This window comes from Rhodobacter capsulatus SB 1003 (assembly GCF_000021865.1).
GTDB classification, from domain to species: domain Bacteria; phylum Pseudomonadota; class Alphaproteobacteria; order Rhodobacterales; family Rhodobacteraceae; genus Rhodobacter; species Rhodobacter capsulatus_B.
Genome location: NC_014034.1, coordinates 1,292,157 through 1,313,517 on the forward strand (window position 1 = coordinate 1,292,157; position 21,361 = coordinate 1,313,517).

The following is a 21,361-nucleotide window of genomic DNA, read 5'->3' on the forward strand; positions in this document are numbered from 1 at the left end:
GCGCCGGGCGTTTGCTGCGGTCATGTTCGACTCTGCGACCAAGCCCCGTCTTCAACGCAGCCATGGCCAGGCGGCCGTGGCCTTCGAGGGCGCGCGTCTGAAGGGTCTTGTGCAGCGCGGCTCCGCCAAAGCGCTGCTGCCGCATGTCCGCGGCGTGCCGGAGGTGGTGTTTCTGAACACCTCGGGCGGGCTGACGGCGGGGGATACGCTGCGCTATGGGCTTGATCTGGACGCAGGCGCCAAGGTCGTGGCGACGACGCAGGCGGCCGAACGTGCCTATCGGGCCGAGGGGGAAGCTGCCCGGGTAAGCGTGGCGCATCGGGTGGGGCAGGGCGGCTGGCTGGATTGGCTGCCGCAGGAAACGATCCTGTTCGACCGCGCCCGGCTGCACCGCGAGACCACGGTGGATCTGGCCGAGGATGCCGGGTGCCTGCTGCTGGAAGCGGTGGTCCTGGGTCGGGCCGCGATGGGCGAGACCCTGCATGATTTGCATTTTTCCGACATGCGTCGGATCAACAGGTCTGGAAAGCCCGTCTTTCTTGAGCCCTTCTTGCAGAATTCGAACCTCCTTGCGAAGGGGCCGCGAGGCGCGCTGCTGGGGTCCGCGCGCGCCTTTGCGACGCTGGCTCTTTGCGCGCAGGGCGCCGAAGATGCGGTGGGCCCGGCCCGCGCCGCGCTGACGGTGCCCGGCGTTCAGGCGGCGGCCTCCGGCTTTGATGGCAAATGCGTGGTGCGTCTGCTGGCCGAGGATGGCTGGCCGCTGCGCCAACAGATCCTGCAACTGATGGGCGCTTTGCGACGGGGGGCCCCCCCGCCGCGCGTCTGGCAAACCTGAGGGGACAAGATGAACCTGAGCCCGCGTGAAAAGGAAAAGCTGCTCGTCAGCCTCGCCGCCATGGTGGCGCGCAACCGGCTGGCGCGCGGGGTGAAGCTGAACCACCCCGAAGCCATTGCGATCATTTCCGATTTCGTCGTCGAAGGCGCGCGCGAGGGGCGCAGCGTCGCCGATCTGATGGAGGCGGGCGCCCAGGTCATCACCCGCGATCAGTGCATGGAGGGGATCGCCGAAATGATCCACTCGATCCAGGTCGAGGCGACCTTCCCCGACGGCACCAAGCTTGTCACCGTCCATCACCCGATCCGCTGAGGTAAGTCCATGATTCCCGGAGAAATTTTCCCCGCCGAGGGGGACATTGAACTGAATGCGGGCGCCGCGACGATCACGCTCATGGTGGCCAATACCGGCGACCGCCCGGTGCAGGTGGGCTCGCATTATCATTTTGCCGAGACGAACCCGGGCCTGGTCTTCGACCGCACCGCCGCCCGGGGCTATCGTCTTGATATCGCAGCCGGAACCGCCGTCCGTTTCGAGCCCGGACAATCGCGCGAAGTGCAGCTTGTGCCGCTTTCCGGTGCCCGCCGTGTCTTCGGCTTCAACGCCAAAGTGATGGGAGAGCTCTGATGCCGCGCCTGATTTCCCGCGCCACCTATGCCGACATGTTCGGCCCGACGACCGGCGACAAGGTCCGGCTGGCAGATACCGACTTGATCATCGAGGTTGAAAAAGATCTCACAACCTACGGAGAAGAGGTGAAATTCGGCGGCGGCAAGGTGATCCGCGACGGCATGGGGCAATCGCAAATCCCGCGGTCGGGGGGGGCGATGGACACCGTCATCACCAATGCGCTGATCGTCGATCACACGGGCATCTACAAGGCCGATGTCGGTCTGCGCGATGGACGGATCGCGGGGATCGGCAAGGCGGGCAACCCCGACACCCAGCCGGGCGTCACGCTGATCATCGGGCCCGGCACGGAAGTCATTGCAGGCGAAGGCAAAATCCTGACCGCGGGCGGAATCGACACGCATATTCACTTCATCTGCCCGCAGCAGATCGAAGATGCCCTTGCCTCCGGCATCACCACGATGCTGGGCGGCGGCACCGGCCCGGCGCATGGGACGCTGGCCACCACCTGCACGCCGGGGCCCTGGCATATCTCGCGCATGCTGCAAAGTTTCGAGGCCTTCCCGATGAACCTCGCCCTGGCCGGCAAGGGCAATGCAAGCCTGCCCGAAGGCCTGGTCGAGCAGGTCAAGGCGGGGGCTTGTGCCTTGAAATTGCACGAGGATTGGGGCACCACCCCGGCCGCGATCGACTGCTGTCTGACGGTGGCGGAGGACATGGACGTGCAGGTGATGATCCACACCGACACGCTCAATGAATCGGGCTTCGTCGAAAACACGCTCGCGGCCTTCAAGGGGCGCACCATCCATGCCTTCCACACCGAGGGGGCGGGGGGCGGGCACGCGCCCGACATCCTGAAAGTCGTGTCTTCCCAGAATGTTATCCCGTCGTCCACGAACCCGACCCGGCCCTATACGAAGAACACGGTCGAGGAACATCTCGACATGCTGATGGTCTGCCACCACCTTGACAACAAGGTGCCCGAGGACGTGGCCTTTGCCGAAAGCCGCATCCGCAAGGAGACGATCGCGGCCGAGGACATCTTGCACGACATGGGCGCGATGGCGGTGATTTCCTCGGACAGTCAGGCCATGGGGCGGGTCGGCGAAGTCATCATCCGCTGCTGGCAAACCGCTGATAAAATGAGAAAACAGCGCGGGCGGCTGGCCGAGGAGACGGGCGCGAACGACAATTTCCGGGTGCGCCGCTACATCGCGAAATACACGATCAACCCGGCGATCACCCATGGTCTGGCCGAGCATGTCGGCTCGGTCGAGGTGGGCAAGCGCGCCGATCTGGTGCTCTGGCATCCGGCGTTTTTCGGCGCCAAGCCGGAGATGGTGCTGATGGGCGGGATGATCGTGGCGGCGCAGATGGGCGATCCGAACGGCTCGATCCCGGCGCAGCCCTTTTACACCCGGCCGATGTTCGGCGCCTTTGGCAAGGCGCTGTCAAACAGCGCCGTCACCTTTGTTTCGGCGGCCGCCGAGGCGGAGGGCGTGGCCGGGAAACTGGGCCTGTCGAAAACGGTTCTGCCGGTCAAAGGCACGCGGACGATCGGCAAGGCCTCGATGCGGCTCAACAGCGCCACCCCGCAGATCGAGGTGGACCCGGAAACCTACGAGGTGCGGGCGGATGGCGAGATCCTGACCTGCGAGCCCGCGGAAACCCTGCCGCTGGCGCAGCGCTATTTTCTGTACTGAGCGCTCAATGCGGTTGCTGACCGGCAAAAAGCCTTGCGCGCAGGGCCGCGCGGGGATCGGGCGCGGGCGGATCGGCGCTGTCGGCCGCCTGCGCGGGGCCCTTGCGGGTGGCCCGCAGCACGCGGGTCACCTTTTCCCGGGTATAGGCGGGGTCAAGCCGGATTTCCTCGGGCAGAAGCCGCGGATCGAAGATGCGCTGGCGGCTGGTCACCAGATCGACGGTGTGAAACCGGCCGATCTTCGGCATCGCCGCGTCGCGCAGCAAAATCTCGCGCAAGGCGCCCTCGCGCGCGCGCAGGCGGGCGATTTCGGCACGGATTTCGGCCAATTCATCGGCTGGGGGTTTGAGCTGCATCCGTCGCTCCCGTTCTGGGTTTCGTCCTTACCATGCTGCCAAGTCACGTTTAAAAAGCTCTGAAGAACGGAGGAAAATCATGTCGCTGATGCACCGGGCAAGCCGCGTTCTGCCTGCGGGCGGCTGGAGCGGGGCCGCCGATCACATCGCGCTGGATTACGAGGCGCGGTTTTTGCGGCGCAAGCGTCTGGTCGCGGCCTCGGGTGCCGAATTTCTGGTCGATCTGCCCGAGGTGACGAACCTGCGCGGCGGCGAGGCTTTCGCGCTGGAGGACGGGCGGCTGATCGAGGTGCGCTGCGGGCTGGAACCGGTGCTGGTCGTGACCGGCGATCTGACCCGGCTGGCCTGGCATGTCGGCAACCGCCACACGCCCTGCCAGATCGAGCCCGACCGGCTTTTGATCCGCGACGATCATGTGCTGGAAACGATGCTGCGCGGGCTTGGGGCGCGGGTCGAGCGGCGGATGGAACCGTTCCGCCCCGAAAGCGGCGCCTATGGCAGCGGCCGCACGATGGGGCATGACCACGGCCCCTTCCATGTCCACGCCTGAACTGGACTTGCTCGGCCTTGTGCAATGGTTGTCCCCGGCCTTTCCGACCGGGGCTTTCGCCTATAGCCATGGGCTGGAGCAGGCGGTTGTGGCGGGCGAGGTCCGGTCCGAGGCGGAGCTGTGCGACTGGCTTTCGGATATCCTGGAACATGGGGCGGGCTGGAACGATGCGGTGCTTCTGGCCTGCGGTCTGCGGGGCGAGGATCTGGCGGATCTGAGCGACCTTGCGCGGGCTCTGGCGGGTACGGCCGAACGGCTTCGGGAAACCGAAGAGCAGGGGGCGGCCTTTGCGCGGGCGCGGGCCGAGATGACCGGAACTTGCACAAATGCGATGCCGCTGCCCCTTGCCGTTGCGGAAAGTGCCCGGAATTTAACGAGTCCGCCCGAGCAGATGATTGCCCTTTTCCAACATGCCTTCGCCTCCAGCCTTGTTTCGGCGGGGGTGCGGTTCATCCCCCTGGGGCAGGCGGCGGGGCAGCGGGTTCTGGCGGCGCAGCATCCGCTCATCGCGCGGCTTGCCGCCCGCGCCGCCACCGCCACGACCGCCGATCTGGCGCAATCCGCCTTTCGCGCCGAGATCGCCTCGGCCGCGCATGAAACGCTTGATGTAAGGATCTTCAAGACATGACGAATGGACCTTTGCGCGTCGGCATCGGCGGCCCGGTCGGCGCGGGCAAGACGACGCTGACCGAACAGCTGTGCCGGGCGCTGGCGGGGCGGCTTTCGATGGCGGTGGTGACGAATGACATCTACACCCGCGAGGATGCCGAGGCGCTGATGCGTGCGCAGGTGCTGCCCGCCGATCGCATCCGCGGCGTCGAGACCGGCGGCTGTCCGCATACGGCAATCCGCGAAGATGCCTCGATCAACCTCGCCGCCATTGCCGATCTGACGCGGGCCCACCCGGATCTTGAGCTGATCCTGATCGAATCGGGCGGCGACAATCTGGCCGCCACCTTCAGCCCGGAACTGGCCGATCTGACGATCTATGTGATCGACACCGCCGCCGGGCAGGACATCCCGCGCAAGCGCGGCCCCGGCGTCACGCGTTCGGACCTGCTGGTGGTGAACAAGACCGATCTGGCGCCGCATGTGGGGGTGGATCCGGTGCTGCTGGAAGCGGATACGCAACGCGCCCGCGGCCCGCGCCCCTATGTGATGGCGCAGCTGCGCCATGGCGTCGGCATCGACGAGATCGTCGCTTTCCTGATCCGGGAAGGCGGTCTTGAACAAGCCTCCGCCCCGGCCTGACGCGCAAGAGTCGCGCCAAGGATATTCCCAAAACGCCCGGTTCTTGCGCAAGAGCCGGGCGTTTGCCTGTCTCGTGCACAATTCTGCGTCTTGGCGCCTTTCCTGCTGGACACATCCTTGCCGCATCGCGGCACCCCGGTTTTGCTGATCCCGCGGGCCCTGACCCGCCACGAAGCAACCCGCGCCCACCTCTCGGGCCGCGCGATCAAGGAACAGGGGAACAGATGATTACTCGGCGCAATCTGCTGATGACCGCTGCGGCGGCCGGTGCCATGTCGATGACGGGGCGCATCGCCTTTGCCGCGGGCGAGACGATCAAGGTGGGGGTGCTGCATTCGCTCTCGGGGACGATGGCGATTTCGGAAACGACGCTGAAGGACACGGTCCTGATGCTGATCGAGGCGCAGAACAAGAAGGGCGGGGTGCTGGGCAAGCAGCTGGAGGCGGTCGTGGTCGATCCGGCGTCCGACTGGCCGCTGTTTGCGGAAAAGGCGCGCGAGCTGCTGACCGTCGACAAGGTCGATGTGATGTTCGGCTGCTGGACCTCGGTCAGCCGCAAATCGGTGCTGCCGGTGATCGAGGAGCTGAACGGGCTTCTCTTCTATCCGGTGCAATACGAGGGCGAGGAAAGCTCGAAGAACGTCTTCTACACCGGCGCGGCGCCGAACCAGCAGGCGATTCCGGCGACGGATTATTTCCTGAACGAACTGGGCGTGCAGAAATTCGCGCTTCTGGGCACCGATTACGTTTACCCGCGCACCACGAACAACATTCTGGAAGCTTATCTGAAATCGAAGGGCATCTCGGCCGAGGATATTTTCGTCAACTACACGCCGTTCGGGCAGTCGGACTGGTCGAAGATCGTCGCCGACGTCAAGGCGTTGGGCGCGGACGGCAAGAAGGTCGGCGTGATTTCGACGATCAACGGCGATGCGAATATCGGGTTCTACAAGGAGCTGGCGGCTTCGGGCATCACCGCCGATGACATTCCGGTCGTCGCCTTCTCGGTCGGCGAAGAGGAGCTTTCGGGTCTGGGTGCCGGGGACCTCAAGAACCTCGTCGGCCAACTCGCCGCCTGGAACTATTTCCAAAGCGCCGACACGCCCGAAAACAAGGCCTTCATCGAGGCCTGGCACAAGTTCATCGGCAGTGACAAGCGCACCACGAACGACCCGATGGAGGCCACCTATATCGGCTTCAACATGTGGGTGAATGCGGTGACCGCGGCGGGCACGACCGAGGTGGACAAGGTTTCGGCCGCGATGATCGGGCAGAAATTCCCGAACCTGACCGGGACGATGTCGGAAATGCTGCCCAACCACCATCTGACGAAGCCGGTCCTGATCGGCGAGATCAAGGAAGACGGCCAGTTCGACATCATCAGCCAGACCGAGCCGGTGCCGGGCGATGCCTGGACCGATTTCCTGCCCGAATCCGCCGTGCTGACCTCGGATTGGAAGGATCTGAACTGCGGCATGTACAACACCGAAACGAAGACCTGCGTGCAGCTGAAATCGAACTACTGAGCTGATTTTCCACGAAAACCGAGGGGGCGAGACGCCCCCTCCCGCAGCCCGGATTTTCCCATGCGCAGCCTGTTTCTGGCGCTGGTGGCAAGCCTTGCGCTGGCCTTGCCTCTCGCCGCCCAAGACGTCGCCCCGCCCGTTTCCGCAGCCACCGTCCAGACCGGCCTTGCCGCCGTCATCGCCGCAAACGCCGCCGCCATCGCCAAGCCCTCGCGCCAGAGCATCGGCCCGGTGATTGCCGCGCTGGGGCAGGCGGGGACCGGGGCGCCCGCGTTCCTGCAGGCCTGGGCCGACAAGAAACTGGGCGCGCGCAAGGCGGATGGCGCGATCTTCCGGGTGACGAAAACGGCCGCTGGCTATGCGCTGGCCGATCCCGCGACCGGGGTCGACCGGGGCAGGGCGGCGAAAGCCGAGATCGCCGAGATCAAGCCCAATGCCGGGGTCCGGGGGCTGATTGCCTCGGCGCTCATTCAGTTCCAGCTGTCGGATCCCGATCCGAAGCAGCGCCTTGCCGCGCTGACCACACTCGCCCGCGACGGCGCGGCCGAGCATCTGGCACCCCTGGCCGCCTCGATCGAGACTGAGACCGACCCGGCGATCAAGGCGCAAAAGGACCGGCTGCTGGGACTTTTGACGATCCGGTTCGGCGCCTCCCCCGCGGCCCGCATCGCCGCGATCGAGAGCTTTGGCGCCGATCTTGGCCTCGATTTCCGCGCCGCGCTGAACCCGATCCTGGCCACCTCGCGCCAGGTCTTTGACGCCGCGCCCGGGGCCAATGTCGCTGCGCTCCTGACCCCCGGCAAACCCGGTTTCCCCGAGGCCGAGGCCTATGATCTGCTGGTCTCGCAAGGGCTTGCGCCGAAACGCCTTGCCCCGGCCGATCTGCGCGCGGCGCTTGAATCTCATCTCGAAAACGGTGCCGTCGGTGGCGTTCCCCTGGCCGATCTGTCCGACCCGGGCCAACGCGAGGCCGCCTATGCGGCGCTTGAGGCCGCGGGCAAGGTGCCCGCCGGTGCCACCCCGGCCGAGGTGAGGGCGGCGCTCGCCGCGCATCGCTTTGCCGACATCTACGCCGAACCCGACCCCGCCGTGACCGCAGCGGCGAAAGCCGCGCTGCAATCGGTTTCGCTCAAGGTTTCCGCGATGCAGGGCGCGGATCTGACACTGGATGCGCTCTCGCTCGCCTCGATCTATTTCCTGGCCGCCATCGGCCTTGCGATCACTTTCGGGGTGATGCGGGTGATCAACATGGCGCATGGCGAATTCATCACCATGGGCGCCTATACCGGCTATGTGGTGCAGCAATTCATCTCTGACTACACGATCTCGATTGCCGTCGCGCTGCCCTTGGCCTTTGCCGTCACCTTCGCCGCCGGTGTGGCGATGGAGCGGCTGGTGATCCGCCATCTGGCCCGCCGCCCGCTGGAAACGCTGCTGGCCAGCTTCGGGATCTCGATCGCGCTGCAACAGCTGTTCAAGAACATCTTCGGCACCCAGGCCCGGCCGCTGACCGCGCCGGAATGGCTGGACGGCGCCCTTGTGCTCAACGACATCGTCGCGATCAGCTATATCCGCATTGCCATCTTCGTGCTGGCGCTCGCCTTCCTTGGCCTTTTCCTTCTGGTGATGAAACGCACCCGCCTCGGCCTTGAAGTCCGCGCGGTGACGCAGAACCCCTCGATGGCCGCGTCGATGGGGATCAACCCCGACCGGATCAACATGCTGACCTTCGGGCTCGGCTCCGGCATCGCCGGGATCGCGGGCGTCGCCATCGGGCTTTTTGCCAAGGTCACCTCGGAACTTGGCGCCGATTACATCGTGCAAAGCTTCATGACGGTCGTCGTAGGCGGCGTCGGCAACATCTGGGGTACGCTGGCGGGCGCGGCGCTGGTCGGCGGGCTGCAAAAGGGGATCGAGGCGCTCAACCCCGCCAACACCCTTGCCGCGCAGACCTGGATGATCCTCTTCATCATCATCTTCATCCAGTTCCGCCCGCGCGGCATCATCGCGCTGCGCGGCCGCGCCGCCGGAGATTGAGCCGATGCCCCCCGGCGCCTTTCATCTTGCCCAAAATATCCCGCGGGGGTCCCGGGGGCGCGAAGCCCCCGGCGCCGCCAGATCCCGGAGACCCCGATGACACAGCCGATGACCCAAGGGTTCCTGTCCAAAAACCCCTCGGTGCTGATCTTCCTCGGCCTTCTCGCGCTCTTCACCCTGACCGTGACCGTGCTCTCGAATGCCTACGGGCTTGACCTCGTCTCGACCTCGATGGTGAAGACGCTCGGCAAGACGCTGTGCCTGTGTCTGATCGCCCTCGCCATGGATCTGGTCTGGGGCTACATGGGGATCCTGTCGCTCGGCCATTTCGCCTTTTTCGGGCTGGGCGGTTACATGATCGGCATGTGGCTGATGGTGGCGCGCAGCCGCGAGATCGTGCTGGCCTCGGCGCAGGGCCTGCCGATGACCCCGCAAGAGATGAGTGACGCCATCGCGGCGCAGATCTTCGGCGTCGTCGGCGCCTCGGAAATGCCCGCGATCTGGGTCCTGGCGGGATCGCTTCCGGCGCAGCTGGCGCTTGTCGTGATCGTCCCCGGGCTTCTGGCGCTCGGCTTCGGCTGGCTCGCCTTCCGCTCCCGCGTCACCGGGGTCTATCTCTCGATCCTGACCCAGGCGATGACCCTTGCCCTCGCGCTCTACCTCTTCCAGAACGACAGCGGCTTGCGCGGCAACAACGGCCTGTCGGGGCTGCAGAACATCCCGGGCCTTGACGGGGCCGGGCAGGACCGGCTCTCGGTCTGGTTCCTCTGGGCCTCGGCCCTCGCGCTCGGCCTTGGCTATCTTGCCTGCGCCGTCACCGTTTCGGGCAAGTTCGGTTCGGTGATGCGCGCGATCCGCGACGACGAGGCCCGGGTGCGCTTCCTCGGCTATCCGGTCGAGGGCTACAAGCTTTTCGTCTTCACCCTGACCGCGCTGATCGCCGCCATTGCCGGGGCGCTTTACTACCCGCAAGCGGGCATCATCAACCCGGCCGAGGTGGCACCGATCGCCTCGATCTATCTCGCCGTCTGGGTGGCGATCGGGGGGCGGGGCCGTCTTTGGGGCGCGGTGATCGGCGCGGCTTTCGTCTCGCTGGTCTCGACCTGGTTCACCGGCGGTCGCGCGCCCGACCTGCCGATGGGCTTTTACACGGTGAAATGGGTCGATTGGTGGCAGGTGCTTCTGGGCCTCTCCTTTGTCCTTGTCACGCTTTTCGCGCCGAAGGGGCTCTCGGGGCTCGTCGATCTGCTGGCCGGTCTGCGCCCGCCCCGCCGCGGCGGGGCACCGCTGGGCCCGGATGATGGCGCGCTGATGGAACAGGAGGCCCGGCAATGACCGAACTGCTGGAAGTCTCGGGCATTTCCGTCACCTTCGACGGGTTCCGGGCGATCAACAACCTCAGCTTCTCCATCGGCCCGGCCGAGCTGCGCGCGGTGATCGGCCCGAATGGCGCGGGGAAAACCACCTTCATGGACATCGTCACCGGCAAGACCCGCCCCGACGAGGGCCGGGTGCTGTGGGGCGAGCGCTCGATCGACCTTCTGAAGCTCGACGAGGCGCAGATCGCCCGGCAAGGCATTGGCCGCAAGTTCCAGCGCCCGACGGTCTTCGAGGATCAGACCGTGGCGGAAAACCTGATGATGGCGCTCAAGGCGCCGCGCAGCCCCTGGCGCGTGCTGGTCTGGAAGCCGAAAGCCGCCGATCATGCGCGGGTCGCGGCGCTGGCGGCACAGGTGGGGCTTGGGGAGGCGCTGGCGCGCAAATCCGGGGAATTGTCGCACGGGCAGAAACAATGGCTCGAAATCGGCATGCTCTTGGCGCAGGAACCGCGGCTTTTGCTCGTCGATGAACCGGCGGCGGGGATGACGCTTGCGGAACGCGAGCAGACCACCGCGCTGCTCGTCGAGCTGGCGAAAACCCATGCCGTCGTGGTGGTCGAGCATGACATGGACTTCGTGCGCCGGTTGAATTGCAAGGTCACCGTGCTGCATGAAGGCGCGGTTCTGGCCGAGGGCTCGCTTGATCACGTGACCGCGAACCAGCAGGTCATCGACGTTTATCTGGGGCGCTGAAGATGCTGAAAACCGAAGGACTTACGCTGCATTACGGCGGCTCGCAGATCCTCCATGGCGTCGATATCGCGGCGCGGGCGGGCGAGGTGACCTGCATCATGGGCACCAACGGGGTCGGCAAGACCTCGCTTCTGAAGGCGATTGCGGGGACGCATCCGCGCTCGGGCGGGGGGATCACGCTCGACGGGCAGGCGGTCGGCCGCGTGCCGCCGCAGGCGATGGCGCGGCGCGGCCTTGCCTATGTGCCGCAGGGGCGGATGATCTTTCCGCTCCTCACGGTGCGGGAAAACATGGAAACCGCCTTTGCCGTGCTGCCGCGGGCGGAACGGTTCATCCCCGACGAGATCTACGAGCTGTTTCCGATCCTGAAAGAGTTCCTGAACCGCCGCGGCGGCGATCTTTCGGGCGGGCAGCAACAGCAGCTTGCCATCGCGCGGGCGATGCTGATGAAGCCGAAACTGCTGCTTCTGGATGAACCGACCGAGGGGATCCAGCCCAACATCATTCAGCAGATTGGCCGGGTGATCAAATATCTGCGCGATACCAAGGGGATGGCGATCATTCTGGTCGAGCAGTATTTCGACTTCGCGCATGATCTGGGGGACCGCTTCTATGTGCTCAAACGCGGCGCGGTGGCGATGGAGGGCACGAAGGACAGCCTGTCCCGCGAAACCCTGCGCGCCGTGGTCAGCGTTTAGGCAAGGGGGCGCTGCCTCCGGCTTCGCCTCACCCCCGGGATATTTGGGGCAAGATAAACCCCATCCTTTCACCTTGCCGCAAATATCCCGGGGGGTGAATTGGCCGCCAAGATGGGGGGCCCCCCTTTTCGGGGCGGGCCGCAGGGCCGCACCCTGTCAGCGCATCCCCAAGCCCGCCCGCATCAGGGTCTTGCGCACCGGCTTGAACGCATAAAGCGCGCCGAGCGCCGCGGCGCGCAGATCGCGCAGCGGCCGCGGCTCCACCATCGAGGCGCGGTTGAGGAAATCGATCCCCACCTCGCGCGCCTTCACCTCGGGCCAGCGGCGGCGGTTGTAGGTCGCCAGCATCGCCGCACTGCCCAGATGCGCCGGGTCCTTTTCCGCCAGATCCAGCAGGCAGCGCAGATCGGCCAGGCTCATGTTCAGCCCCTGCGCGCCGATGGGCGGGATCACATGCGCGGCCTCGGCGATCAGCGCGACGCGTTCGGCCGAGAAGCGGCAGGCGATCTGCGTGATCATCGGCCAAAGCGCGCGCCGGGTGACCAGCGTCAGCGGCCCCAGCACCCCGGTCGAGCGTTCGGTCATCTCGCGTTCGAAATCGGCCGGGGCGAGGGCGGCGAGCCGTTCCGCCTCGGGGCCGCGTTCCATCCAGACGATCGCCGAAGAGGGCTTGCCGTCGCGGTCGGGCAGCGGGACGAGCGTGAACGGCCCGCCCGAGCGGTGCACCTCGGTCGAGACATTGCCATGCGGGCTGGGGTGGGTGACCGCGCAGACCAGCGCCTTTTGCCCGTAATGCGTTGTTTTCGTGCCGATCCCGGCGGCCTCGCGGACAAAGGAATTGCGCCCGTCGGCGCCGATCACCAGTTTCGCCGTGACCAGCGTGCCATCCGAGAGCCGCACCTCGGCGCCGCTTTCGCGGGTCACAAGACCCACCGTCGCCACGCCGGGGCGGAAATCGACGAGCGGGATCTCGGTCAGACGCGCCACCATTTCCCGGCGCAGAAGCCAGTTCGGAAAGTTCCAGCCGAAGGGCTCGTCCGAGATGTCGGCGGCGTCGAAATCGCGCACGATCCGCGCCTCGGGCCGGGCGCCGCCCGCGTCGATGATCCGCATCACCTGCAGCGGGGCCGCATGCGGCGCCAGCCGCGCCCAAAGCCCGGCCCGGTCCAGCACCGCGCGCGAGGGATGCAGAAAGGCGGTCGTGCGCATGTCGGCGCCCGCATCGCCCTCTGACGTCACCGGCGGTTCGGGATCGACGCAGATCGTGGTGAACCCGGCCGAGCCGAAGGCGGCGGCGGCCACAAGCCCCGCGACGCCCCCCCCGGAAATCAGGATGTCGGTCGAAAGACGCGGTGCGGCGGTCTCGGTCATGGCGCTCTCCCCTGAGGTCTGGCCTCAAGATGGCACAAGCTGGACCGGTTTCAACCGTCCGCGCCGCAAATCCTGTCACGCCATCGAGATGACGACGAGCATGCCCAGCATGACGAAGCTCATCAGGACGAACCAGAGGATCACCCCGCCAAGGCCGCCGAGCACGAAGCCCGCGACGGCACCGGCGATGAAGAGCGCCGCGGCGAGAAACAGGAAAAGCGTAGCGCCGACAGGGGACGTCGGGGTTGCAGTGCTCATGGTCGATCCCTCCGGATTGATTGGCCGTTGCGGAAATCAGGCCATCGACGCGGCGGATCGCCCAGACCGCATTTCGCCGCAGCGGGGATCGGGCCGGGATCGGGCCGGGGCCGCGGGATCACCGGGCCCCGGGGCGGGGGTCAGTTCCGGGCGCTGATCGCCATCGTCACCATCACGACGGCGGTCAGGCCGACGCCGCAGGTGATCAGCCCGCCAAGGCCGCCGATCAGATAGGAGGCGACGATCACCGCAAAGATCGCGACGGCGATCAGATAGAGGGTGAGGGCGGCGCCGGTGTCATTGGAGGGTTGGGTCGTGCTCATGAGGGGTCCTTTCGCCGGGGAAGGGCGGTTGCGAGTCGAACCCCGGGAAAATCTGCCCGATGCAAGCAAGAAACGAGCCAACAAATGGTCGCAGAGACAAAAGGCCCGGGCTGCGACCCGGGCCTTGGTGCGGTGCGAGTTGGAGGGGCTCAGCCACCCGCGGTCATCACGACAAGCAGTGCCAGCATGAACCAGGTCGCGCCGACGCCACACAGGATCAGCCCGCCCAGACCCATCGTCGCCACCGCAACGGCGACAATCCCGATCACCACGGCCGCGATCAGATACATGGCAAGGGTGTAATCCTTTTTCTCGGCGTGGCCGTGATCGGAACCCGAGAAAGCGCCGTCGGCGGTGGTCATGGTCATGCTGCTGTCTCCCGAGGCCATCCCCCAGGACGGCCAATTCTGCATACGCTTGTATACGAGCGCGCAGAGTCGCGTCAAGTTGTCGCGCGGGACAGGGTTAGAATTATTTTAACCCGACCTGTCCCGAGAGCGAGACAGCGGGCCCTCAGTGATGGCGCGCGGCACGCAGGCTGCGCAGGAAGCGCGGCAGGTCGGCGGTATGGTGCTGGATATGGGGGGCGGGGGCGGGGTGCTCTGCCACATGTATGGTGCGCATGCCCAGCTGATGCGGCACGGCCAGATTGCGCGGATCGTCTTCGAACATCGCGGCGCGGGCCGGATCGACCCCGGCGCGGCCGAAGACGGTGGTAAAGGCGCGGGCGGCGGGTTTCGGATGATACTCGGCATGTTCGACGCCGAAAATGCCGTCGAACAGCCCGTCAAGCCCGCGCGCCGCCAGAACCTTTTGCGCATAGGGCGCCGAGCCGTTGGTGAAGACGATCTTCTGCCCCGGCAGATCGGCGATCGCCGCGCGCAGCTCGGGATCGGGCGTCAGCGCCGAAAAGTCGATGTCATGCACCTCGTGCAGATAGGGCGCGGGATCGACGCCATGCACCTGCATCAGCCCGGCCAGCGTGGTGCCGTGACTGCGCCAGTACTGGTCGCGCAGCCGGTCGGCCTCGGCGGCGTCAACACCCAGCGCGCGCATCACATAGGCAGTCATCCGCACTTCGATCTGATCGAAGAGCCGCGCCGAGGGCGGGTACAGCGTGTGATCAAGGTCGAAGACCCAGTGACAGACGTGGGAAAACTCGGATGCGGGCATGATCTCACCAGGAAGCGTCGGGCAGGTAGGGCAAAGCGTCGGATTTGCAACTGTGGCGGCTTGTCACGGCGCAAGGCTGCGCCTAATCTGCCCCCCGCTCCGAGTCCGCATACTGCGGCATACAATGGGAGCGCGGAATTGGAAAGGTCGGGATTTCGATGCAGAAGGACGCCTATACGCTCATTCTCGAAGCGATCGATGCCGGGCTTTACCGACCGGGGGACCGGCTGGTCGAATCGGAACTGGCCGAGCGCTTCGGGGTGTCGCGCACGCCGGTGCGCGAGGCGATGCAACGGCTGGAGACCCAGGCGATGCTGGCGCGTGACGGGCGTTCGTTGATCGTCGCCTCGCTTGATCACAACCAGCTGGCCGAGCTTTACGCGGTGCGCGCGGAACTCGAGGCGCTGGCGGCGCGGCTGGCGGCGAAACATGCCGCGCCCGAGGAAATCCGGGTGCTGCAGGAGATGATCGATCTGGACCGGGCGCAACAGGACGATCCGATCGCGCTGGCCCGGGCGAACAAGCGCTTTCACCGGCAGCTGCATCTGGCTTCGCACAACCGCTATCTGGTGCAGCAGCTTGACCTTGTGCATCGCTCGATGGCGCTTCTGGCGACGACCTCTCTGGCGGCCGAGGGGCGGGGGGAAAAGGCGCTTGACGAGCATCAGGCGATTGTCGATGCGATCGGCGCGGGCGATGCCGATGCGGCGGCGGGGGCGCTGCGCCATCACATTTCGCAGGCTTTCGAGACCCGGCTGAAGCTGGATGCCGAAGCCCGGACCGAACATCCCTGAGCCGGTTCAGTCGATCAGCGGCGCCAGCGGCGTGCGCGGCGGCGGGCCGGGCGGCGGCATTTCCGTCGCCAGATCCGGGCGCAGCGCCGGGGCGGACATGTGATGCACCCCGTCAAAGACGCCATGCACGGTCTTGTCCCAGTAAAAGGGCTTGGTGATCACCTCGTAGATCGCCTTCCAGCCCGCCAGCGCGCCCAAGGGAAAATAGAGGTTCAGCGTCGGCACCCAGGGGATCAGATGGCGGTGGTCCTTGCCGCGCACCGCCCAGGCGCCGACGGTGATGTTGATGATCTCGGTCAGCACGAAGGTGAAAAGAAGCCAGTTTTCCAGCCCTTCCGACATGATCGCCGAAATCGGATGCCAGATCCCGAACAGGATCAGCCAGCAGGTCCACAGAAGCGGCGCCAGCAGATATTGCGACAGCGCGCCGAGGATCAGGATCTGCACGCCAAAGAACCGCTTCGGCCCAAGGTCGCGCCAAAGCCGCGCCGGATCGCGCATGTGCACGGCCCAGGTCATCGCATAGCCCTTGAGCCAGCGCGAGCGCTGCTTGACCCAGGGCACGGCGCGGCAATTGGCTTCCTCGTGCGTGACCGCCGGGATCAGCTCGGTCCGGTAGCCCGCCCGCGCCAGACGGATGCCCAGATCGGCGTCTTCGGTGACATTATGCGCATCCCAGCCGCCCAGGTCCTCCAGCGGGCCGCGGCGAAAGAACAGCGTCGTCCCCCCCAGCGGCACCACAAGGCCCAGCCGCGCAAGGCCGGGCAGCATGGCGCGGAACCAGGCCGCATATTCGATGGTGAAACAGCGCGCGAGCCAGTTCGTGCGCGGGTTGTAGTAATCCAGAATGCCCTGCAGGCAGGCGACCTCGGGCGGGCTTTCGGCGAAGCGGCGGGCGACGATGTGCAGCTGTTCGGGCTCGGGCATGTCCTCGGCGTCATAGACCCCGATCACCGAGCCGCGGCAGAAGTTCAGCGCATAGTTCAGCGCCCGCGGCTTGGTCTGGATCGGCCCCGCGGGCACGGTGACGACGCGCATCCAGCGCGGCAGCGTGGCCCCGGACAGCGCCTCGCGCGTGGTGCGGTCGGTCTGTTCGACGACGAGCAGGATGTCGAGCAATTCGCGCGGCCAGTTCAGCCGCGACAGCCGTTCGACCAGCCGCGTGGCGATGTCGCGTTCCTTGTAAAGCGGCACCATGATCGAGATGATCGGCAGCCGCCGCATCGGCGCGGGGCGCAGCGCCCGCTGCGCGGCCCCGGCCCGGGCGCGGCGCTGCGCCGTCATCTCGGCGATCCAGGCCACCAGCTTCAGCCCCATCGTGGCGTAAAGCGTGACCATCGCCCAGAGGAACAGCACCGCAAAGACCGCCACCGGGGCCAGGATCAGCCCCGCGACCGAGACGGCGGTGACCGCAAGCACCAGCCGGGCCGCCAGTTTCTCGTTATGGGTGCGGCAGGAGCGGTCGGGGTCGACCTTGACCTCGGCGCGGCGGATCAGGGCGGTCTGGCGCCGCGCCAGCAGCGCCCCGTGCACGTCGCGTTCGGGCGCCAGCGCCATCCGGTAGGGACCGTAGTCGGGCGGCAGGTCGGCGGCGAGCCGGGTGAAATGTTCGGGCCGGGCGGTGGCGATCAGGGTGACGCCGCCGATGCGCCGCCAGGGCACCATCGCCTCCTTGAGGCAGAGTTCGGGGCCGAGCGTGTCGATCAGGCGCGGATCGGGCGGCTCTGCCAGAAGGTCGATCACCGCCGCATGCGACTGCCGCGCCAGCGCCGCCATCAGATCGGCCTCGGTCACCCAGCCATTTGTCAGAAGGATGTCGCCCAGCCGCACGTCCTGACGGTTGCGCAGCGCCAGCGCCTTGAGCAGATCGCCCGGCTGCACCGCCCCCATCTCCAGCAGGATCTGCCCCAGTTGCCGACGATCCGGCTGCGGCCGCCGTGGCCGCCCGATCGTCACCCCCCCGGCCTCTGCCGCGTCGGGGGCCCCGTCCTGCGGGGGCGATGCGTCCGCGACCGAGGCTTTCGGCCAGGGGGCCACAGCCGCGACGCGCCTTGCATTGAGATGACTGGATCCGCGCATTTCGCCCCCGGGTAGAATACGGGGTCACAGTTTCGCCTTTTTGGTTAATCTTGGGTTAACCAAAACGCCTGTTGAAGCGGATTCTGCGAGTCATTTTTTCGGCCGCCCGAAGGCGGCCGGAACACAGCGCGAACGTCTGTGGATAACTTGCGTCAGGCCGCGCGGCGGGCGGCCATCGCAGCGGCGAAACGCTCGAAGAGATACAGGCTGTCCTGCGGTCCGGGGCTGGCTTCGGGGTGATATTGCACCGAGAAGACGGGGCGATTCTCGACCGCGATGCCGCAGTTCGACCCGTCGAACAGGCTGACATGGGTTTCCTTGACGCCCGCGGGCAGGGTCTGGGCATCGACGGCGAAGCCGTGGTTCATCGAGGTGATCTCGACCTTGCCGGTGGTGAGATCCTTGACCGGATGGTTCGCGCCGTGATGGCCGTGGTTCATCTTGATCGTCTTCGCGCCCAGCGCCAGTGCCAGCATCTGATGGCCAAGGCAGATCCCGAAGAGCGGCAGATCGGTCGCCAGAACGCCCTGGATCATCGGCACGGCATAGGCGCCGGTCGCCGCCGGATCCCCCGGGCCGTTCGACAGGAACACGCCCTCGGGGTTCAGCGCCAGGACATCCTCGGCGGTGGCAGTGGCGGGCAGAACGGTGACGTCGCAACCGGCCGAGGCAAGGCAGCGCAGGATGTTGCGTTTCGCGCCGTAATCGATCGCGACGACCTTGAAGCCGGGACCCTCGCGGCGGGTGTAGCCCTCGGGCCAGGCCCAGCGCTGTTCGTCCCAGGTGTAGCTTTGCGCGCAGGTGACGTCTTTCGCCAGGTCAAGCCCGACAAGCCCCTTCCAGTCGCGGGCCTTTTTCACCAGCGCCTCGATGTCGAAGACGCCCTCGGGGTTGTGGGCGATCGCCACATGGGGCGCGCCCTGCTGCCGGATCGCCCGGGTCAGGCGCCGCGTGTCGATGCCGCCGACGCCGATCCGGCCGCGCTTTTGCAGCCAGCCGACCAGATTTTCCACCGACCGCCAGTTCGAGGGCTCGGTCGGGTCCCATTTCACCACCAGACCGGCGGCGACGGGCTCGGCGGTCTCGTCATCCTCGGGGGTGACGCCGACATTGCCGACATGGGGGAAGGTGAAGGTGACGACCTGACCGGCGTAAGACGGGTCGGTCATGATTTCCTGATAGCCGGTCATCGCGGTGTTGAAGACCAGCTCGGCGACGGTTTCGCCGGTGGCCCCGAAGCCTCGGCCGTAGAAGAGCTGTCCGTCTGCGGTGACGATGAGCGCGGTGGGTTTTTCCGACGACTGGGGGCTCATGGGCATGGCGCGACTCTCCGGGGCAAAATTCGACCGAACCTACGGGGAGGGGCAGGATTGGTCAAGACCTGCGGGCGGGAATAAGATTGTGAGGAAAATCATGCGGTTGGCGTGCGGTCGGGCGCAGAGCGGGCCGCTGCCCCCCGTCCTTCGGACTCCCCCCGGGATATTTTCGCCAAGGTGAAAGCGCAGCCGGGCTCATGCCGTGACGGGGGTGCAGATCTCGACCAGCGTGCCTTCGGGGCTGCGGACATAGGCGGTGGTCTGGCCCCAGTCCATGCGCTCGACCCCCTGCACGAGGCTGGCGCCCGCGGCAAGGGCGCGGGCGAGGGCGGCGGCAACGTCTTCGGTCTCGAAGGCGAGTTCGAAGGAGGGCAGGGCGGGGGGCGTCGTGGCGACCTGTTTGCCGATCTGTTCCATCAGCGACACCGCGGTGAAGCAGAGCTTCGTGGCGCCGGTGACCATTTCGCCGAAAGTGCCGCTTTCGTGCAGGAAGCCGCGCTCAAGCCCGAAGGCTTCGGCATAGAAGGCCATCGTGGCGGGGACGTCGGGCACGTAAAGGATGACATAGCGCAGCTGCATCGGAAACCTCCGGTTGATCCTTGCAGGCTACGCCCTCCGGCCGTCCTGGCCAAATGAAAAGGCCCGGTCGGAGAACCGACCGGGCCCGGAACCGGATCTGCCGGATCTTATTTCACGACCGAGGCCAGATAGGCCGCGACGTCTTCGCCGCCCTTGGCGAGTTTGAACGCCATGCCGGTCTTGGCTTTCTTGTCGTCGAGTTTTTCCTTCAGGAAGGCGCCCGGGTCTTTCACATAGGTCGCGATGTCTTCCTCGGTCCAGGCGAAGCCCGAGGCGCCGAGCGCGACGATCGAGTCCTTGTATTTGAACTCCGGGTAGGTGCCGGCGGTGCGGCCGACGACGCCGTAGAGGTTCGGGCCGGTCTTCGCGCCTTTCACGATCTCGGTCCCGTCGGGCGCGATGATCGAGTGGCAGGTCTTGCACTTGTTGAATTCTTTTTCGCCCTTCGCGGCGTCGCCCGCGAAAGCGGGGGCGGCGAGCACGAGCGCGGCGACAGTGGCGGCAGTGAGGCTGATCTTCATCGCTGTATCCTTGGTCTGTTTGCTTGCCCGGTCTGGAGCCGGGGCCAAGGGGCAGATTCCTTACCCGGTCCACGCTTTACCACAAGGCAAAAGGTCGCGCATATCCCTTTGTTTCAATTCCATGACCCGCGGGGCAAGAATCCGGACGCAAAGTGAATGCCAGATGAAATGCCGCCCCTCCGGCAGGCCTTGCGGCGCGGCTCAGCCGCCGCAGCGCGGGGTGAAATCGGTCTCGAACCGGGCCCGCAGCGCCAGGTCGAGATCGGCCATCGTCACCGGCAGCCCCAGATCGACGAGCGAGGTCACGCCATGCTCGCGGATGCCGCAGGGCACGATGCCGGAAAAATGGCTCAGATCCGGGTCGACATTGATCGAGAGGCCGTGAAAGCTGATCCAGCGCCGCAGCTTCACCCCGATCGCGGCGATCTTGTCCTCGCGCGGCGTGCCATCGGGCATCGGCGGCTTCTCGGGGCGGGTCACCCAGACGCCGACGCGACCGTCGCGGATCTCGCCCTTGACGTTGAATTCGGCCAGCGCGCCGATCACCCAGGTTTCCAGCGCCTGCACGAAGCAGCGCACGTCGCGGCCGCGCTTGTTCAGATCAAGCATGACATAGACGACGCGCTGCCCGGGGCCGTGATAGGTGTATTGGCCGCCGCGCCCGGCCGCGTAGACCGGGAACCGGTCCGGGTCGGTCAGATCGGCGGCCCGCGCCGAGGTGCCCGCGGTGTAAAGGGCGGGATGTTCCAGCAGCCAGATCGCCTCGGGCGCGGTACCCGCGGCGATCGCGGCCACCCGCGCTTCCATGAAGGCCAGCGCGTCGGGGTAGGGCACGGGACGATCCGAGGTGATCCATTCAGGCATGCGCAACTCTCCTGCCCTTGGGGTAAAACAATCGCTTGCGTGTCTCAAGCCGGATTCGGGCCGGGCGGGGGCGGTCCTGCCCCGGCGTCGCGCAAGAGATTTTCCGAAACCCGCAAATTGGGGCTTTTCATTCCCTGCAGGCTCGGCTAAATCGCCCCTCACCAAGCCAGAACATGCGGTTGTGGCGGAATTGGTAGACGCGCAGCGTTGAGGTCGCTGTGGGGTAACTCCCGTGAAAGTTCGAGTCTTTTCAACCGCACCACTGGCCGGATGGCCGCAAGCCCGGGGCACCACCCCGGGCTTCGTCATTTCCGGCTGCGTCATTGCTTGCCCTCGGGCTTCGGCTTGAAAACAGGGGGATTTCCGCCCGCGTTAAGGCTGCATTGAGGAAATTGCGGCACGCTCGCGCGGATGCCCGGCCGCGAC

At 66.3% G+C, this 21,361-nt stretch carries 24 protein-coding genes and 1 tRNA gene; 14 read left to right on the forward strand and 11 right to left on the reverse strand.

What is annotated here, in order from left to right; all coding sequences use genetic code 11:
• Positions 1-22 precede the first annotated feature (22 nt).
• From RCAP_RS06080 to ureC, 4 genes are read left to right on the forward strand one after another with little or no spacing between them, the layout of a single operon-like run.
• On the forward strand, positions 23-835 hold the full coding sequence (locus RCAP_RS06080; protein ID WP_013066953.1) for an urease accessory protein UreD: 813 nt from the start codon (positions 23-25) through the stop codon (positions 833-835).
• Between the two features lie 9 nt (positions 836-844).
• Positions 845-1,147, forward strand: a complete 303-nt coding sequence (locus RCAP_RS06085; RefSeq protein ID WP_013066954.1) for an urease subunit gamma — start codon at positions 845-847, stop codon at positions 1,145-1,147.
• A gap of 9 nt (positions 1,148-1,156) precedes the next feature.
• Complete coding sequence (locus tag RCAP_RS06090) at positions 1,157-1,462, forward strand: urease subunit beta (RefSeq protein WP_013066955.1); 306 nt, start codon at positions 1,157-1,159, stop codon at positions 1,460-1,462.
• Entirely contained in the window at positions 1,462-3,168 is a 1,707-nt protein-coding gene (gene ureC, locus RCAP_RS06095; RefSeq protein ID WP_013066956.1) for an urease subunit alpha, read from the forward strand. The genes RCAP_RS06090 and ureC overlap by 1 nt, the downstream gene beginning before the upstream one ends.
• 4 nt (positions 3,169-3,172) lie before the next feature.
• Here ureC and RCAP_RS06100 read toward each other — a convergent pair whose 3' ends face one another.
• Positions 3,173-3,523 (reverse strand): hypothetical protein, encoded by a 351-nt coding sequence (locus RCAP_RS06100; RefSeq protein WP_013066957.1) that lies wholly within the window; start codon positions 3,521-3,523, stop codon positions 3,173-3,175.
• Positions 3,524-3,602: 79 nt separating this feature from the next.
• On the opposite strand from RCAP_RS06100, the gene RCAP_RS06105 reads away from it, so the two are divergent.
• The 8 genes from RCAP_RS06105 (at position 3,603) to urtE (ending at position 11,657) form a co-directional block, all read left to right on the forward strand.
• Complete coding sequence (locus RCAP_RS06105) at positions 3,603-4,073, forward strand: urease accessory protein UreE (RefSeq protein WP_013066958.1); 471 nt, start codon at positions 3,603-3,605, stop codon at positions 4,071-4,073.
• The gene (locus RCAP_RS06110) at positions 4,060-4,701 is read left to right on the forward strand and encodes an urease accessory protein UreF (RefSeq protein ID WP_013066959.1); all 642 of its coding nucleotides are present in this window, start codon (positions 4,060-4,062) and stop codon (positions 4,699-4,701) included. The genes RCAP_RS06105 and RCAP_RS06110 overlap by 14 nt, the downstream gene beginning before the upstream one ends.
• Positions 4,698-5,324 carry an urease accessory protein UreG gene (ureG, locus tag RCAP_RS06115; protein ID WP_013066960.1) on the forward strand — a complete coding sequence of 209 codons (627 nt, stop codon included), beginning with the start codon at positions 4,698-4,700 and terminating at the stop codon, positions 5,322-5,324. The genes RCAP_RS06110 and ureG overlap by 4 nt, the downstream gene beginning before the upstream one ends.
• Positions 5,325-5,596: 272 nt before the next feature.
• Positions 5,597-6,850: an urea ABC transporter substrate-binding protein gene (urtA, locus tag RCAP_RS06120; RefSeq protein ID WP_238530245.1), complete on the forward strand. Its 1,254-nt coding sequence runs from the start codon at positions 5,597-5,599 to the stop codon at positions 6,848-6,850.
• 60 nt (positions 6,851-6,910) lie between these two features.
• Positions 6,911-8,887 carry an urea ABC transporter permease subunit UrtB gene (gene urtB, locus RCAP_RS06125; RefSeq protein WP_013066963.1) on the forward strand — a complete coding sequence of 659 codons (1,977 nt, stop codon included), beginning with the start codon at positions 6,911-6,913 and terminating at the stop codon, positions 8,885-8,887.
• Positions 8,888-8,995: 108 nt separating this feature from the next.
• On the forward strand, positions 8,996-10,222 hold the full coding sequence (gene urtC, locus RCAP_RS06130) for an urea ABC transporter permease subunit UrtC (protein ID WP_013066964.1): 1,227 nt from the start codon (positions 8,996-8,998) through the stop codon (positions 10,220-10,222).
• Positions 10,219-10,959: an urea ABC transporter ATP-binding protein UrtD gene (gene urtD / locus RCAP_RS06135; RefSeq protein ID WP_013066965.1), complete on the forward strand. Its 741-nt coding sequence runs from the start codon at positions 10,219-10,221 to the stop codon at positions 10,957-10,959. Before urtC ends, urtD begins: the two co-directional genes overlap by 4 nt.
• Positions 10,960-10,961: 2 nt before the next feature.
• Entirely contained in the window at positions 10,962-11,657 is a 696-nt protein-coding gene (gene urtE / locus RCAP_RS06140) for an urea ABC transporter ATP-binding subunit UrtE (RefSeq protein WP_013066966.1), read from the forward strand.
• A gap of 156 nt (positions 11,658-11,813) precedes the next feature.
• Here urtE and RCAP_RS06145 read toward each other — a convergent pair whose 3' ends face one another.
• The 5 genes from RCAP_RS06145 to RCAP_RS06165 all read right to left on the reverse strand — a co-directional run bounded on the left by RCAP_RS06145 (position 11,814) and on the right by RCAP_RS06165 (position 14,782).
• On the reverse strand, positions 11,814-13,028 hold the full coding sequence (locus RCAP_RS06145) for a UbiH/UbiF family hydroxylase (RefSeq protein WP_013066967.1): 1,215 nt from the start codon (positions 13,026-13,028) through the stop codon (positions 11,814-11,816).
• 75 nt (positions 13,029-13,103) lie between these two features.
• A complete protein-coding gene (locus RCAP_RS06150) occupies positions 13,104-13,286 on the reverse strand; it encodes a hypothetical protein (RefSeq protein WP_013066968.1) in 183 nt (60 codons plus the stop codon).
• A 140-nt stretch (positions 13,287-13,426) separates the two neighbouring features.
• Positions 13,427-13,609 carry a hypothetical protein gene (locus tag RCAP_RS06155; RefSeq protein WP_013066969.1) on the reverse strand — a complete coding sequence of 61 codons (183 nt, stop codon included), beginning with the start codon at positions 13,607-13,609 and terminating at the stop codon, positions 13,427-13,429.
• Positions 13,610-13,758: 149 nt separating this feature from the next.
• Positions 13,759-13,977: a hypothetical protein gene (locus RCAP_RS06160; RefSeq protein WP_013066970.1), complete on the reverse strand. Its 219-nt coding sequence runs from the start codon at positions 13,975-13,977 to the stop codon at positions 13,759-13,761.
• A 145-nt stretch (positions 13,978-14,122) separates the two neighbouring features.
• Positions 14,123-14,782 carry a pyrimidine 5'-nucleotidase gene (locus RCAP_RS06165; RefSeq protein ID WP_013066971.1) on the reverse strand — a complete coding sequence of 220 codons (660 nt, stop codon included), beginning with the start codon at positions 14,780-14,782 and terminating at the stop codon, positions 14,123-14,125.
• Positions 14,783-14,940: 158 nt separating this feature from the next.
• Here RCAP_RS06165 and RCAP_RS06170 point away from each other — a divergent pair, with 158 nt between their 5' ends.
• Positions 14,941-15,576, forward strand: coding sequence for a GntR family transcriptional regulator (locus RCAP_RS06170; RefSeq protein ID WP_013066972.1), 636 nt, complete (start codon positions 14,941-14,943; stop codon positions 15,574-15,576).
• Positions 15,577-15,582: 6 nt separating this feature from the next.
• Here the strand turns inward: RCAP_RS06170 and RCAP_RS06175 are convergent, their stop codons facing one another.
• From RCAP_RS06175 to lipB, 5 genes are all read right to left on the reverse strand, one after another.
• Positions 15,583-17,655, reverse strand: a complete 2,073-nt coding sequence (locus RCAP_RS06175) for a glycosyltransferase family 2 protein (RefSeq protein WP_115503931.1) — start codon at positions 17,653-17,655, stop codon at positions 15,583-15,585.
• Positions 17,656-17,807: 152 nt separating this feature from the next.
• Positions 17,808-18,974, reverse strand: coding sequence for a glutamine-hydrolyzing carbamoyl-phosphate synthase small subunit (carA, locus tag RCAP_RS06180; protein WP_013066974.1), 1,167 nt, complete (start codon positions 18,972-18,974; stop codon positions 17,808-17,810).
• A gap of 192 nt (positions 18,975-19,166) precedes the next feature.
• Complete coding sequence (locus RCAP_RS06185; protein ID WP_013066975.1) at positions 19,167-19,550, reverse strand: VOC family protein; 384 nt, start codon at positions 19,548-19,550, stop codon at positions 19,167-19,169.
• 107 nt (positions 19,551-19,657) lie between these two features.
• Positions 19,658-20,071, reverse strand: coding sequence for a c-type cytochrome (locus tag RCAP_RS06190; protein ID WP_013066976.1), 414 nt, complete (start codon positions 20,069-20,071; stop codon positions 19,658-19,660).
• 201 nt (positions 20,072-20,272) lie between these two features.
• On the reverse strand, positions 20,273-20,935 hold the full coding sequence (gene lipB / locus RCAP_RS06195; RefSeq protein WP_013066977.1) for a lipoyl(octanoyl) transferase LipB: 663 nt from the start codon (positions 20,933-20,935) through the stop codon (positions 20,273-20,275).
• 175 nt (positions 20,936-21,110) lie between these two features.
• On the opposite strand from lipB, the gene RCAP_RS06200 reads away from it, so the two are divergent.
• Positions 21,111-21,197 (forward strand) — tRNA-Leu (locus RCAP_RS06200).
• Positions 21,198-21,361: the final 164 nt, after the last annotated feature.